General features: G+C 36.0%; 15 protein-coding genes and 2 tRNA genes. 8 read left to right on the top strand and 9 right to left on the bottom strand.

Annotated features, from left to right (window positions below):
* Positions 1–88: 88 nt before the first annotated feature.
* From ACFIML_RS00920 to ACFIML_RS00905, 4 genes are all read left to right on the top strand, one after another.
* Positions 89–955 carry a DsbA family protein gene (locus tag ACFIML_RS00920; RefSeq protein WP_375606914.1) on the top strand — a complete coding sequence of 289 codons (867 nt, stop codon included), beginning with the start codon at positions 89–91 and terminating at the stop codon, positions 953–955.
* A 255-nt stretch (positions 956–1,210) separates the two neighbouring features.
* Positions 1,211–1,711 (top strand): acetyl-CoA carboxylase biotin carboxyl carrier protein, encoded by a 501-nt coding sequence (gene accB / locus ACFIML_RS00915; RefSeq protein WP_375606915.1) that lies wholly within the window; start codon positions 1,211–1,213, stop codon positions 1,709–1,711.
* Between the two features lie 14 nt (positions 1,712–1,725).
* A complete protein-coding gene (gene accC / locus ACFIML_RS00910; RefSeq protein ID WP_375606916.1) occupies positions 1,726–3,084 on the top strand; it encodes an acetyl-CoA carboxylase biotin carboxylase subunit in 1,359 nt (452 codons plus the stop codon).
* A 196-nt stretch (positions 3,085–3,280) separates the two neighbouring features.
* Positions 3,281–3,356, top strand: a tRNA-Thr gene (locus tag ACFIML_RS00905).
* Between the two features lie 435 nt (positions 3,357–3,791).
* Here ACFIML_RS00905 and ACFIML_RS00900 read toward each other — a convergent pair.
* The 4 genes from ACFIML_RS00900 to folE form a co-directional block, all read right to left on the bottom strand.
* Positions 3,792–4,298, bottom strand: coding sequence for a hypothetical protein (locus ACFIML_RS00900; protein ID WP_015856440.1), 507 nt, complete (start codon positions 4,296–4,298; stop codon positions 3,792–3,794).
* Positions 4,299–4,435: 137 nt separating this feature from the next.
* The gene (locus ACFIML_RS00895) at positions 4,436–5,608 is read right to left on the bottom strand and encodes an alpha/beta hydrolase (protein WP_375607121.1); all 1,173 of its coding nucleotides are present in this window, start codon (positions 5,606–5,608) and stop codon (positions 4,436–4,438) included.
* A 193-nt stretch (positions 5,609–5,801) separates the two neighbouring features.
* A tRNA-Leu gene (locus ACFIML_RS00890) sits at positions 5,802–5,886 on the bottom strand.
* A gap of 137 nt (positions 5,887–6,023) precedes the next feature.
* A complete protein-coding gene (gene folE, locus ACFIML_RS00885; protein WP_375607120.1) occupies positions 6,024–6,635 on the bottom strand; it encodes a GTP cyclohydrolase I FolE in 612 nt (203 codons plus the stop codon).
* Positions 6,636–6,760: 125 nt separating this feature from the next.
* On the opposite strand from folE, the gene ACFIML_RS00880 reads away from it, so the two are divergent.
* The 3 genes from ACFIML_RS00880 to thrS all read left to right on the top strand — a co-directional run bounded on the left by ACFIML_RS00880 (position 6,761) and on the right by thrS (position 9,625).
* A complete protein-coding gene (locus ACFIML_RS00880) occupies positions 6,761–7,189 on the top strand; it encodes an iron-sulfur cluster assembly scaffold protein (protein ID WP_375607119.1) in 429 nt (142 codons plus the stop codon).
* A complete protein-coding gene (gene yidD, locus ACFIML_RS00875; RefSeq protein ID WP_375607118.1) occupies positions 7,190–7,540 on the top strand; it encodes a membrane protein insertion efficiency factor YidD in 351 nt (116 codons plus the stop codon).
* A 108-nt stretch (positions 7,541–7,648) separates the two neighbouring features.
* Positions 7,649–9,625, top strand: a complete 1,977-nt coding sequence (gene thrS, locus ACFIML_RS00870; protein ID WP_375687154.1) for a threonine--tRNA ligase — start codon at positions 7,649–7,651, stop codon at positions 9,623–9,625.
* A gap of 1,044 nt (positions 9,626–10,669) precedes the next feature.
* On the opposite strand, the gene ACFIML_RS00865 is transcribed toward thrS, so the two are convergent.
* The 5 genes from ACFIML_RS00865 to ACFIML_RS00845 form a co-directional block, all read right to left on the bottom strand.
* Positions 10,670–11,173 (bottom strand): MerR family transcriptional regulator, encoded by a 504-nt coding sequence (locus tag ACFIML_RS00865; protein ID WP_375607116.1) that lies wholly within the window; start codon positions 11,171–11,173, stop codon positions 10,670–10,672.
* A gap of 196 nt (positions 11,174–11,369) precedes the next feature.
* Entirely contained in the window at positions 11,370–11,684 is a 315-nt protein-coding gene (locus ACFIML_RS00860) for an integration host factor subunit alpha (protein WP_273791377.1), read from the bottom strand.
* A gap of 77 nt (positions 11,685–11,761) precedes the next feature.
* Positions 11,762–12,736: a beta-ketoacyl-ACP synthase III gene (locus ACFIML_RS00855; RefSeq protein WP_375607115.1), complete on the bottom strand. Its 975-nt coding sequence runs from the start codon at positions 12,734–12,736 to the stop codon at positions 11,762–11,764.
* A 49-nt stretch (positions 12,737–12,785) separates the two neighbouring features.
* Positions 12,786–13,856: a phosphate acyltransferase PlsX gene (plsX, locus tag ACFIML_RS00850; protein ID WP_375607114.1), complete on the bottom strand. Its 1,071-nt coding sequence runs from the start codon at positions 13,854–13,856 to the stop codon at positions 12,786–12,788.
* 149 nt (positions 13,857–14,005) lie between these two features.
* A complete protein-coding gene (locus ACFIML_RS00845) occupies positions 14,006–14,563 on the bottom strand; it encodes a DUF177 domain-containing protein (protein ID WP_375607113.1) in 558 nt (185 codons plus the stop codon).
* 221 nt (positions 14,564–14,784) lie between these two features.
* On the opposite strand from ACFIML_RS00845, the gene ACFIML_RS00840 reads away from it, so the two are divergent.
* A complete protein-coding gene (locus ACFIML_RS00840) occupies positions 14,785–15,264 on the top strand; it encodes an outer membrane protein assembly factor BamE (RefSeq protein ID WP_375607172.1) in 480 nt (159 codons plus the stop codon).
* The last annotated feature ends 55 nt before the right edge of the window (positions 15,265–15,319 follow it).

Below are 15,319 nucleotides of genomic sequence, written 5' to 3'. Positions count from 1 at the left end.
ATACTATAGCTAAATGCTTTATTGCACATAGAGAACGCTTTTCATATAGTTTACTCAATGACACAATAGAAAATGTAAAGGTATACAGATGACTCATCAACCTGAAAACTCGAAAATAACACTTGTTTCAAAAATTTTAGTCCCAGTTATGTTGAGTATTTTAACCTTTTTACCTTCTTTATCAAACGCAACATCACAGCAGACAGTAACCAATCATTTAAGCTTAGAAAAACTTAAAGCACAACTTTTAGAAGATTCTAGCTTTTTATCTAAGCTTAAAGAAAAAATGACACCGCATACTGATTCTCAGCATATTCAACAAATTGTTAGAGAGTATCTTCTTACTCATCCAGAAGTTTTGATTGAAATGCAGCTTATCCTTCAAGATAAGCTGGAAAAACAAAATGAAGACGAAAGTCAAAGCTCAATTATTCATTTATTAGAAAAGGAAATTTTTCACTCTCCTCATGACGCTGTTTTGGGGAATCCAAATGGTAAAAAAGTACTTGTTGATTTTTTTGATTACAATTGCAGATTTTGTAAAAGTGCCTATTCAGATATAGAAGACTTGATAAAAGAATATCCAGATCTACGGGTTATTATCAAGGATTTACCGATTTTGGGATCTGATTCTATGGCGGCTCATACCGTTGCTTACGCATTTCGAAAACAATTTCCAGAAAAATATCCTCAGTTTCATAAAAAGCTTTTAATGCATCAAGGGCGCGCAAATGAAGCTAAAGCTATAAAAATAGCTGTTTCATTAGGAGCAGATGAAAAAAAACTCCGTAATGCAATAAAAGACCCTAATCTGCAAAAAGCTTTTAAAGAAAATATTCACATTGCCTCTACACTTCATATTACGGGAACACCTTCTTATATCATTGGTAATAAAATATTCATCGGCGCAGCCAGACAAGACATTCTAAAACAAGCGATAGATAATACACAGTAAATACCCTATTCTATACCTGATTAGTTTTAGGAAGAATACTGTAAATGAGGTAATTTTATGCTTTCTCTTTTTTGACAACAGGCTTATAAATGCAATTTTGCGTAAAGCAGATACGAGTTTAAAATTGCAAAATATAATGAATTTAAAGGAAATAAATATCTTTAAAGCTTCAAAAGATATCATCCCTAATCTAGAGATATTCTGTCATAAAACGAAATAATGACGATCTTCATTGATCAAGGAGTTAGAAATAAAATGGCAACAAAAAAAATGGATTTGGCAAAATATACCGCAATTGATACGAACATTATTCGTGATCTTGCTGAAATTTTGAATGATACAAATTTAACGAACATTGAAGTTGAACAAGGGGAGCTTCGTATTTGTGTCTCACGCCAAAATACCTCAACTTCTTCCGAGCAAGCGATCTATGCTCCTGTTTCTACTCCTACTTTTTCTGTAACATCTTCTCCAGTTCCAACAGCTGAATCTCCTATACACTCTATCCAAGAAGATAAATCAAAAAACACAATAACCTCTCCAATGGTTGGAACAGCCTATCTTGCACCTTCACCAGGCGCACAACCTTTTGTAGAAGTAGGACAAAATGTTTCTGAAGGGGAGACATTACTTATTATTGAAGCCATGAAAACAATGAATCAAATTTCATCACCGCGCTCCGGTACGGTAACCACTGTTCTTGTCAAAGATGGTCAACCTGTTGAATTTGGTGAACCACTTATTATTGTTGAATAAAGCGAGGGGCAACCATGATTCGAAAAATCCTCATTGCTAATCGAGGAGAAATTGCTCTTCGCGTTTTACGTGCATGTAAAGAACTTGGCATAAAAACCGTGGCTGTTCACTCTACCGCTGATGCAGATGCAATGCATGTTCGTCTTGCTGACGAAAGTGTTTGTATTGGCCCTCCTCCTGCTCGCGATTCTTATTTGAGTATTCAGCAAATTATTGCTGCTTGTGAAATTACAGGAGCGGATGCTGTTCATCCAGGTTATGGCTTTCTTTCTGAAAATGCAAAATTTGCAGATGTTCTAGAAGCCCATGATATTACATTCATCGGTCCAACAGCTACTCATATCCGAATCATGGGCGATAAAATCGAAGCAAAGAAAACCGCCAAAAAACTTGGTATTCCTGTAGTTCCAGGTTCAGATGGAGCAGTCACTGAAGAATCAGATGCTTTACGCACTGCTCGTGAAATTGGTTATCCAGTTATTATAAAAGCTTCTGCCGGTGGTGGCGGACGTGGTATGAAAGTCGTTCATTCTGAACAAGAATTTTCTATAGCTCTCAAGACAACGCGTTCAGAAGCGAAAGCTGCTTTTGGTGATGACGCTGTTTACATAGAAAAATATTTAGAAAAACCCCGTCATATTGAAATTCAAGTCATAGGTGATGGTGCGGGAAATGCTATTCATTTAGGAGAACGCGATTGTTCACTTCAACGACGGCATCAAAAAGTATGGGAAGAAGCTACGTCACCTGCACTTAATGAAACTGAACGGAAAAAAATTGGAAGTATTGTTGCAAATGCTTGTGCCCAACTTGGATATCGTGGAGCTGGTACTATTGAATTTCTTTATGAAAATGGCGAATTTTATTTTATTGAAATGAATACACGTTTACAAGTCGAGCATCCTGTAACTGAAGCAATTACAGGTATAGATTTAGTCCACGAACAAATCCATATTGCATCAGGCTGTAAACTTTCAGTGACACAAGATGAAGTCTGTTTTTCTGGTCATGCCATTGAATGCCGTATTAATGCAGAAGATCCCATTAACTTTACGCCATCACCTGGAACCATTACACATTTTCATACACCTGGAGGTTTAGGGATTCGTGTTGATTCAGGCGCTTATTCAGGTTATCGTATTCCTCCTTACTATGATAGCATGATTGGAAAGCTGATTGTTCATGGACGTACCCGTTTAGAATGTATGATGCGTTTACGGCGTGCTTTAGATGAATTTGTCGTCGATGGGATAAAAACTACACTACCTCTTTTTCGCGATCTTATTAATAATCAAGATGTTGCTGATGGTAATTATAATATTCACTGGCTAGAAAATTACCTTGCTCATCAATCAAAGTCTTCAGATTCGTAATTCGATAGCAAAACGGTGCATTCTTATAAAAGATTCTATAAGATATCAACATAAGGATAGTTCCAACCTTGCTGTAAAAAGTGGAAAAAAGGAAATAAATTGGTTATTTTTTATATAGTTTTCTTTTAATATGCATAAAATTTAATAATTTTCTGTTTTCCTTTTTGTTAGTTTGTGCTAACTCCTACATGGTTACGCCCTTATAGCTCAGTTGGTAGAGCACCTGATTTGTAATCAGGGGGTCGGGAGTTCGAGTCTCTCTGGGGGCACCATATGTTTTTTTAATTACGTGTAGCTTTTCATTTTCCGAGTGTTTTTAAATTCAAGAGAAGGTAGAGGTGAGCGTGAATTTACAAAATATGTTATTTTTATCAAACTTCTTTTTAATACTTTAAATTCAGCTAATTTCTACCAAGGAAAATATTAAAGTTTAAGTTTCTAATGAATATACTAACAACTTCATAACATTGGTAAAATTATCCGGCGGGCTATTATTAAAAGAATCAGAAAGTTTTTTGTAAAATTCTTTCCACAAACATTTTTTTCAATAAAGCCACCTAATTCATCAGCCTTAACTTTAGCAAAGACATAAGGCATGTGTTTCATTTATTAAAGCAAATTCTTTTCTTTAAAAAGGTTGTAGCCTTCTATCTAACAGCGTTTTTGCTGTAAAATTCAAATTATCTATCTGCTCAACTAAAGAACTTTTATTGTTTAGCTTTTGTGCTTTTTTCAAAGAGATGTGGACTTTCAAGAATAAGCTTTTCTCGTGCTTTTTGTAACTGTTTAATGACTTCATCAATCTTTGACGGAGAACAAAAAGATTCTTGGCTATTCAACAAATGCAGCCTCTCCTTTCCCTCATATAAACATTGCATCTGAGATTGAAGTATTCTAACTTCTTGAAAAAAAAGACGTCCTGTTTCCTTAAAACCATTATTAAGTGCAAAAAGTTGATCAGAAATAGATAGCAGAATTTGTTTTAAAAAACGCTCATTTTCTTGGCGTTTACGATATTCTAAAATAAGAGCATGGCTTATTTCATCTAACTGTTTTTTTGTAGAATCAATTTGACGCAATAAATTTGGTTTTTCCCCCATATCACCTTTTCTCACCTTCACAAGCATAGCATGAATGTCTAATAACTTAATTGCGGAATGAGATAAATAATCAACAACTGTAGGCGTATTAACATAGCGTTTCCGTGCAATCATCACAAACTCACCTAATGACTGTTTTTTACATTCATCCCGCTATTTATTTTTCATTTTACAAGACCATTCTAAAGAAAGTGCTAAAAAATATTACCTCCAATACATTATTCGATGGAGCCCTTTCTCTCTTTTCACGATCAACGTGGAATCCGTGGAGAGAGAAAACGTACAGGTGTATAAAGGATAAGATGTGTTGTTTTTTCCAACACACTACTACCATCAGCAAGAAGGGCTTGACTAGGTGACAATTCTGTACCTTGCATAATTGTGGAAGCCAAAGAACCTTCTCGAGAAAGAGCCATCAACGTTGGCGAAGATGCAAAGACATTGTGTGCTCCCCCATCCACATGAGAAAAATCAAGAACAGCTATTCCATTTTTACGCAACATTTCGATATCTGAGCCATCGCCCACACGATGATGTCCACCCGTAAGACGTCCTGAAACGGCAAGAGCTTTATCCGCTCTGGATACTAAAATAGCGGTTGGCTGCGGGAGTTTTTTTATATCATTAAGTTGGCGCTCAAATACATCAACATCAATATCTGGTGCAGCCATTAATAAACTTGTAATACGACGAATAGGCCTATATTTTCCCTGTAACGCTAACGTTCTAAATGCTTCCATTATAACAAAATTGCCCATAGAATGTGCAATAACCGAAATTTGATCAGCATTGGTTTCACTAATAAGTGTTAAAAGCTCTATCAATCCGTCACGGGCAAAATTAGCACTGTCACGATCATAAATATAAAGAGGAACTGATCCGGCCGAAGGCCAAGAATAATGCACAGCGACAACATTTAAAGAATAATCGTGTGTAAACTGTGCTGTACGAAATGTACCATCTGCAAAATTATTATTATACCCATGGATAAAAAGAAAAATTTCTCTTTTTCCTTTTGGCTTTTTTGCTAAAGCAGCATTTAATTGCTGTTTAAACTGTTCTTTATTATCGTATTTTTGCAATGCTACTGCTGCAAAATACTTATCATGCGTAGGTTTATAGGCATTTATTTCAACAACTCCCTTTACATGTTGCTGAGGAATTCCTACGTCAACGCGATTATAATGAACTTTATTTGATCGCTCTGCACCATAAGGTTGAGCGTAATTATTTTGCATCATACGACTTGTTGCAACATACACTGGAACGATGGCTTTTGGAGAAACTGGTTTCCCTTCAACTTCCCTTTCTACGGCAGTCATAGAAGGTGTTGCATGTACCCCATGCCAAAGTACAGCACGTGAATCACTACAGGCTGATAATAAAGAAATACAAATAAGAAGTGTTAAATATCTCAGAATCATTATACTTCTCACTGCAACTTAACCCCACCTTATAAAAATATAACATTTCAAATGCATAGATAAAGTAATAAAAAACGAAACATTATTGGCAACACACCAACAAATAACATACAAAAAAGATTTTTCTATAATGCCTATAAATCCCCTCTCTCTAACATAACTTCATCTCATTATGGAGAAACTCACTGCTAACTGGTGCGGTCGAGAAGACTCGAACTTCCACGGGTTGCCCCACAGCGACCTCAACGCTGCGCGTCTACCAATTCCGCCACGACCGCACGTGGAAAGAAAAAATCTTGGTTTTTAGCCTTTAACAAATCATAAAGAAAGGTACAAGCCAATTTTCTTTTTCTCATAATTTATTTTATCCGGATGTTTTATAACTTAATAGAGATTACGAGAAATATGGGCTTTACTATGACCTTTGAACCATCATCATAAAATGTTCTTGTGCCGCTTGATCTTTTTCATAATAACCATGAAAGTTTTTTGTAATTGTTGTAGAGCCCTGTTTTTGGATTCCTCTCATAGCCATACACATGTGCTCAGCCTCAATCAATACTGCTATACCATGAGGCTTCAGATACGTTTTTAACGCGTGAGCCACTTGCGCTGTCATAGCTTCTTGAGTTTGTAAACGACGAGAAAAAATATCTACAACACGTACAATTTTTGAAAGACCAACAATTTTTGTATTAGGAAGATATGCTATATGTGCTTTCCCAATAATTGGGATCATGTGATGCTCACAGTGTGAATAAAAAGATATATTCTTTACGATTACGGCTTCATTGTATCCTGAAACCTCTTCAAAAACTGTACCTAAGGTTTCTTTAACCGATTGACTATAACCATTAAAAAGCTCGCGATATGCCTTGGCTATACGTTTTGGAGTATCTAAAAGCCCTTCTCTATTTGGATTTTCCCCTATCCATAAGAGTAATGTACGAATCGCCTCTTCCACCTCTTCAATACTCGGACGCTTTTCTTCAGATAAATTTGTGTCCTCTTTAACAACATTACGCATTCAAAAACTCCAAGCTTATTCTATACAAAGCATTTGCTCCATACCTATCTCATTTTGTATAATCTCTATATAAGCGAATTAAAAGTTTAAACAATCACGACTCTCAAAATTTCAGGCAATAGCGCATGATTGATACTATCTATAATGATAAAATACTTAAATATGCTGCACATATAGGCAAAATTGGGCGTCTTAATAATCCTGATGCAACATCAAGAAAACATGCACACCTTTGTGGTTCGACAATCACTGTAGATTTAAAAGTGGAAAATGGTATTATTACCGATTTTGCTCACGAAATACATGCATGTGTGCTAGGGCAAGCTTCAGCTTCACTTTTAGCATCTCATATCATCGGACAAACAACTCAAGATCTTAAAATATTGCGTGAAGTTATCTACCAAATGCTAACGCAAAATGGTCCTTCTCCTCAAGCTCCATTTGAGGATTTTTCTTGCTTACAGCCCATTAAAGACTATAAAGTGCGCCATGCAGCAACACTACTACCCTTTGATGCAACGATAGACTGCATTCAAAAAATTGAAGAAAAATAAATGTTCAAATCACAATCTAGACAAAAAAAATTGACTCGGAATTACACAGGCACTTGGCAAAAGACACCCGGACGATTATTGGGTATTTTCTTAATACGTTTCTATCAAATAACACTTTCGAGTCTTATAGGCAATCAATGTCGCCATGCCCCGACTTGTTCAGAATATACATATGAAGCGATTGCACGCCATGGGCTTTGGGCTGGTGCATGGATGGGACTCTTTCGTATCATGCGTTGTGGGCCCTTTGGAACAGATGGCTTTGATCCAGTCCCTCCATCACTTGGAAATTCTTGCTGTTTTTATAAACCTTGGCGTTACTGGAAAATTTCTGACAAACACAATAAATAATCCTTTTCTTTTTTTGTATGTACTGATAGAAAGATTAGTCTATAAGTTTTTACTTAGTCACGAAACCATCCGCAATCGTTGGCGGAATTGGACTTAAAGGGTGTTTTTATGTCTTGCTCTATTTCTCTTTCTTTTCCTGACGGCTCAAAACATAATTACCCCCCCGAAATGACAGGCTTGGAATTAGCAGAATCTATTTCTAAATCACTTGCAAAAAAAGCAGTCGCCTATAGTCTTGATGGCATCACGCGAGACTTATCGGATCCATTGGGACAATCTGGTCAAGTAGAGATTATTACCCGAGAAGACTCACGCGCTCTTGAGCTCATAAGGCATGATTGCGCCCATGTCCTTGCTGAAGCAGTGCAAGAGCTCTTTCCTGAAACGCAAGTAACAATAGGTCCTGTCATTGAAAATGGATTCTATTATGATTTTGCACGCCAACAACCTTTCACATTAGATGATCTCACTGTCATTGAAAAGAAAATGCGTGAAATTATCCAACGCAATAAATCTTTTAGAAAAGAAATTTGGTCTCGTGAAAAAGCGAGAAGAGTTTTTTCTGAGAAAAAGGAATTTTATAAAGTTGAACTTATTGATAGCATTCCTGAAAATCAAGATTTAAAAGTTTATTATCAAGGAGAGTGGTTTGATCTTTGTCGCGGACCGCACATGCAATCTACAGGGCAAATTGGGAATGCTTTCAAATTAATGAAAGTTGCAGGCGCTTATTGGCGTGGCGATGCCAATAATCCAATGCTCACGAGAATTTATGGAACAGCATTTGCAAATGAAAATGACTTAAAAGCCTACCTCCATATGCTAGAAGAAGCTGAAAAACGTGATCATCGCCGTTTGGGACGTGAAATGGACTTATTTCACTTTCAAGAAGAAGGGCCAGGAATGATTTTTTGGCACAAAAAAGGCTGGAAAATGTTCCAAAATTTGATCAACTATATGCGTAGGCGCCTTGATGATCATCAATATGCTGAAGTTAATGCGCCACAAGTTCTCGATAGGTCACTTTGGGAAATATCTGGCCATTGGGGCTGGTATAAGGAGAACATGTTCAAAGCAATTCCAGCAGTAGAAAATTCAGATCATAGGAATGTTTATGCTCTTAAACCAATGAATTGCCCTGGTCATGTGCAAATTTTTAAACATGGTTTAAAATCTTATCGTGATTTGCCTATTAGACTTGCTGAATTTGGACTTGTTCATCGTTATGAGCCTTCAGGCTCTTTACATGGTCTTATGCGTGTGCGTGGTTTTACACAAGATGATGCGCATATTTTTTGTACTGATGAACAATTAGCCGATGAATGTCTCAGTATTAATGATCTTATTTTATCAACTTATGCTGATTTTGGTTTTAAAGAAATCAGTCTTAAGCTTTCAACACGTCCAGAAAAACGAGTTGGATCTGATGCATTATGGGATCACGCAGAAAGTATCATGGAATCTGTCCTTAAAACGATTGAAACAAAATTTGCAGGACAAATCAAAACAAGCATCCTTCCAGGTGAAGGAGCATTTTATGGTCCAAAATTTGAATATACATTAAAGGATGCTATCGGTCGTGAATGGCAATGTGGAACAACACAAATAGACTTTAATCTCCCTGAACGTTTTGGTGCATTCTATATTGATAAAGATTCAGAAAAACGTCAACCTGTTATGATCCACCGTGCTATTTTTGGATCAATGGAGCGTTTCCTTGGTATATTAATCGAAAACTTTGCTGGACATATGCCACTTTGGCTTGCTCCTGAACAAATTGTTGTTGCAACAATTACATCCGAAGCAAATGAATATGCCCAAAAAATAACAGCAAAACTTAAAGCTACTGGGCTTTCCGCAACAATAGATCTCCGCAATGAAAAAATTAACTATAAAATACGAGAACATTCTTTACAAAAAGTCCCCGTAATTTTGGTATGTGGCAAACGTGAAGCTGAAACAAATAGCGTAAATATGCGCCGCTTAGGAAGTACAAATCAAACCCTTTTATCTGTAGAAGATGTAATTAAACAACTCTCAAATGAGGCAACACCTCCAGATTTGCAACGCGTAATAAATGCGTAATATCACAGAAAATTGTAATACGTTAATTTTTTACTATAAATCTTCAGTTTTTGTACAAAATGAAATAATTTGATATTGTAGTGTGTTTTTGTTTCATGCACAATGACCTATCATCAGAAAGAATAACGTGCTCTTTCTCTACAAGGTAGATTGGTGAAAAAATTGAATGTAAGCTATGAGCTTGTTTAAATGAAAAAATCATAGCCAATTGAATATTAATAATAACATTAATCTTTTACCTTTATAATGAAAAGATTCTGCTATTATCATGGATAGATCATTACAATAATGATAGCAATATCAAGCAAGAAAACTGGAAACAAGATTATATTTATTAATAAAAAATATGTAAAATTACCTGAACAATGATATGTCTTATTCATAAGATAAGCCCTTATAAAAAAGACAAGATATTGATTTATAATCATAATATATCGTTATTCATATTAAATAAAGCTTTGAATATCATAGGATTCTCTTATTTTAAATATGTTTATGTTGAATCTATCAAAATCATTTGCTTGCACCAAACAAGCGGAATAAATGTGTGGATAAAAATTATTGAGAAAGGACTTTTAAAATGCCTACAATGAACCGCCTAAAGTGCTAAGGATCGTTGCAATCATTGAGGACAGACTATAACTATAATGATGATGCCGACTTGCTCCTTCATAAATGTAAAAATAGCGACATTCAGCAGAGTTTACCATTATATCATTCACGAGGAATCATGGCAAAATAAGCTTAAGAAACATCTCTTTAAAACAAGCACATGAACCGGTAAGCCAACGGCATTCTACATCCCGCAATCTACACTGATGAGATATTGCCTTAATTTTTATAAAGCTAAATCAAAGAAAAATGGCAAAACTCAGCGTTTATTCTTTTTCCTCTTCATATTTTACCAAATTAAAAACTCTTATAAAAAACTCGTTAAATATACACATACGATACATGACCTCTCGTTGAACGTATTAAACTCTGAGCACATCCATAAAACGTCTAAATATCTACGAAACACATATAAAATAAAAAATATTATTATTATCGTGCTCTATCAAGAACACGCTTACATTCAATGAGTTCAAACAAAATTTCTTGTAACAATGCTTTATCAGTTTTGTCTTTGTAAAGATTCACAGAACCGACAGATGTTTCTCCCTCATTCCTCATGAAGCTCAAAAGCCCAAAAGAAGATTTTTTAGGCTTATTGCTTGCATTTTCAGAAGTTTGTCCTGCATGTTTCTTCTCTATGACCACATTCATAGCATCAAGATCACCATTACCCAATGCAGTCACAAAAGCAACACCATTTTCTTTCAAAAGGCGTTGCACACCTTTTATCGTATAACCCTGATCATATAGTAACTGCTTAATACCATTGAGCAAATCAACATCGACCGGACGATAATAGCGCCTTCCTCCCCCACGTTTCATTGGTTTAATCTGCCTAAAACGTGTTTCCCAAAATCTTAAGACATGCTGCGGAAGCTCCAATAACTCCGCTACTTCGCTAATTGTGCGAAAAGCATCAGAGCTTTTATCCATTTTGTAACACCTTATTTAAAACAAAATAAATTACTTTACAATGACTCATTCTGTTTCAATTTCTCAACAAAATTAGTCAAAAATAAGACCATCATTGACACCTTACTCACCAGTCTTTTTCTAAAAAACAAAGACTTTTATTTTATACATTTCTTTAACAAATACCAAACATACCATGGCATTTATTTATGAGATATCATTTTTTCTGTTTTGCACGATGCGAATCTAAAATTCTCTGTTTAAGAACATTGGCAGCCTTAAACGTCACAACACGTCGCGGCGGAATAGGTGCTTCAACACCTGTTTTTGGATTGCGTCCAACACGTTCATTTTTACTGCGAACCTGAAAAGTTGCAAAAGAAGATAATTTAACCGCTTCACCTCTTACAAGTGAGTTGCAAATCTCATCCAAAACCAATTCGACTAAAGCTGCTGATTCAGTATGTGACAAGCCCACTCTTTTACAAACTACGCTCGCTAAATCTGCACGCGTTACTGTCTTACTTGTCATTATAACCACCTATTAAAATATTAAAAATTACAAAATGACTTATACGTTTTCTTAAAATATGGTCAAGTAGCCATAATTTACCAACGAATAAGAATTGCTCCCCATGTAAATCCACCTCCCATGGCTTCTAACATGATAAGATCTCCTTCTTTTATTTTTCCATCGCAAACAGCTGTTGTTAAAGCCAACGGAACTGATGCAGCAGACGTATTACCATGTTGATCAACGGTAATCACAACTTTATCTAGTGAAATTCCCAGCTTTTTAGCAGATGCTTCAATAATGCGCTTATTAGCCTGATGAGGTACAAACCAATCTAGTTGTGAAGAATCCATACCTGCAGCTGCAAAACAATCATCAACCACATCCGTTATCATACCAACAGCATATTTAAAGACTTCTCGTCCTTCCATACGCAAATAGCCTGTCGTTTGTGTTGTTGAAGGTCCACCATCAACATATAGCTTATCTATATAAGCACCATTAGAGCGCAATTTCGCAGACAATATACCACGCTCAAAAGCAATATCCCCCTCAGTTTCTTGTGCTTCCAAAATAACAGCACCAGCACCATCACCAAACAAAACACATGTCGTACGATCTTCCCAATCTAAAATTCGAGAAAATGTATCGGATCCAATAACTAAAATTCTTTTAGCTCCCCCACACCGTAAATAAGAATCTCCTGTTGTTAAAGCAAAAATAAAACCAGAGCAAACAGCTTGAATATCAAAAGCAAATCCATGACTCATTCCCAAAGCATGCTGAATTTCAACAGCAGAAGCAGGAAAAGTACGATTCGGGGTGGACGTTGCTAAAATAATACAATCGATGTCTTTTATTGTTAAACCAGCATTTGTAAGTGCTGCTTGCGCAGCCTCAACTCCTAAAGAAACAGTTGTTTCATTTTCACTGGCAATATAACGTTGGCGTATTCCTGTACGCTGAACAATCCATGAATCTGACGTTTCAACAAACTTTGCAATCTCATCATTTGATAAACTTCTTTTCGGCAAAGCACTTCCTACACCCCGTATAATTGACCGAATCATTCAGCTCTTACCTTTTCTTCAAATTTTTTATTTCTATTATAAGAGCTTATCATAAGGACTCTCCATTCATCACTGCTTCATCTTCTTGGTCAAAAAGTGTTTCTTTATTTTCATGAAATCGCCGTAAATCAGCCGTTATTTTTTGTAAAAGTCCGTTATTAACCATCTCATAACCAACGCGGATAGCAGAAGCAAAGCCATTAGCATTAGCACTGCCATGACTTTTTATAACAACACCATTCAAACCTAAAAGCACTCCTCCATTCACCCTATCAGGATCCATTTTATGTTTCAGTATACGAAAAGCACCCCGCGATAAAAAATAACCAAGAGATGTTAAAAAAGAACTGCGCATTGCAGAGTTTAAAATCTCTCCTATCTGTCGCGCGGTTCCTTCTGCGGTTTTTAAAGCAATATTACCAGAAAACCCCTCTGTTACAACAACATCGACTGTTCCTTTTCCAATGTCATTGCCCTCAACAAATCCTTTATATTCCAATCCTTCTAATTGCACTTCACGCAATATCATTCCTGCTTTTTTTATTTCATAAAGTCCTTTAACCTCTTCCACCCCCACATTTAAAAGCCCAACACTTGGTCTTTCAGTGTGATATAAAGCGCGAAACATACCTGCTCCCATAACCGCCAAATCAACCAACTGACTAGCAGAGGCACCAATTGTTGCTCCAATATCTAAAACAATACTCTCACTGCGCAGTGTTGGCCAGATACCCGCAATACCAGGACGTTCAGCCTCTGCAAGCATTTTCAAACAAAAATAAGACATGGCCATGAGTGCACCCGTATTACCAGCAGAAATGCAAGCATCAGCTTCACCATTTTTTACCGCTTCAATGGCGTACCACATTGATGATTTACCACGTCCGTTACGAAGTGCTTGGCTTGGCTTTTCATCCATGCGTGTATAACTTTCTGTCGGGCAAAAGCGCGATACAGAATCCAAACAGGGATATTTTTTTAAAACCGGACAAACAGTCTCCTCTACCCCATAAAATAGAAAATAAATATTTGATAAATATTTTTGTACAATTGCTGCTCCTGCAATAGCTGCTTCTGGACCGTAATCACCGCCCATGACATCCACAGAAATTCTAATCACGCTTGCATATCCCACATCTTTTCATTTACATCTTTAAATACATATTATGATTTTTGGCTCCTGAATACTCACACAGAATATCTTGCGAAAATCGCTCCGCAGAAAATACCGTTTAGCATACAATAGATATTTTTTATATTTTTTTACAATCACTTCCAATTTTTCAAAACAGAAAATGGAGAGAATTTTCGCTCTGCTTCTTCTAAATTTTCAACCATATTCATCTTTATCCCTTCTTTACGTGGATAATGATTAATAGACAACTCAAAAAACTCTTCCATGATTGCGCCAATATCAATTTTATCATCATAAAACACTTCAGGAGTATCAAGCCCCTCTACATCTAAAAACAATTCCCCTGTATCCTCTGATATTTTGGGCTTCATCAAATTTGAATCTTCAGGAACAAAAACAACCTCAATATTTTCACAAAGGATATTTTCTAATGGTTCTAATGTAACAACACATAACTGTAGTATACGCGCTTGCAACAGACCTTTTATACGCACTCCACGTTTTTTCCACGGGAAAATATGAAATTTTCCCTCACAAGATTTTACTTCAATTAAATCATGGTTCTGGGCTAAATGTGTACATTCTTTTTTGTTTGCACAAAAATGAACCCTTATACCTTTAGCAGGGAGAGAACGTACAGATATTGGATAAGCCAAAGCAAATGTCATTTGAGGAACATTTTGAACATTCATAGACAACTCCCAAACATAAAAACGCGTAAAGCACCATGTTTTTATTTATCTCAAGTATTTATGCATTTTTTTCTTTTCTAAAGAAATTCTATATGGCATAATTTGCTTTATAACAGGGAAACTCAGTGTAAGCTACGGTAGATTAAGTTAAAATTAGAAAAAACTTGAGGTTGCCTTCTTGTCCTACATCTCAGTATAAAAAGGAGATATCATTGTTTCAAATGCCTCACATAATAGCCTTAATCAAACGTAAATTATTGATTGGTCTATCAATAGCAAGCATAGGAATGCTTGCTGGGTGTAGTCTTCTTGATTCTTCAGGTTCGAGCCAAATTTATAGAGAAGGCTATGTTCTTGATAAAAATGCTCTAAGTTCTATCTCTATTGGCTCAAGTCAAGAGCAAGTTCTTTTAACTTTAGGGACCCCTTCATTAAAAACAAAATATGATAATGAAGTTTTTTATTACATCTCACAGACACGTTATCGTGGGATGCAGTTTATGAAAACAAAGATTATTGATCGCAAAGTTTTAGCTATTTACTTCAATAAAAATAATCAGGTTGCAAAAGTTGCAAATTACGGGTTACAAGACGGTCAAGTGTTTGACTTTATTACACAAACAACGCCAACTGTAACGAAAGAACATCCTTTCTTAATTCAAATTATAAAAGGCCCTGCGAATTTGCCACCCCATAACTAAATCATATAGTCTGCGTACCGTTTCAATATTATAGGTCTGATAATATCAGATCTAT

Source organism: Bartonella sp. AC62GZZY, assembly GCF_042196525.1.
Lineage (GTDB): Bacteria > Pseudomonadota > Alphaproteobacteria > Rhizobiales > Rhizobiaceae > Bartonella.
Note: the sequence above shows the minus strand (reverse complement) of the source record. Positions and strands in the feature narration are given on the sequence as shown.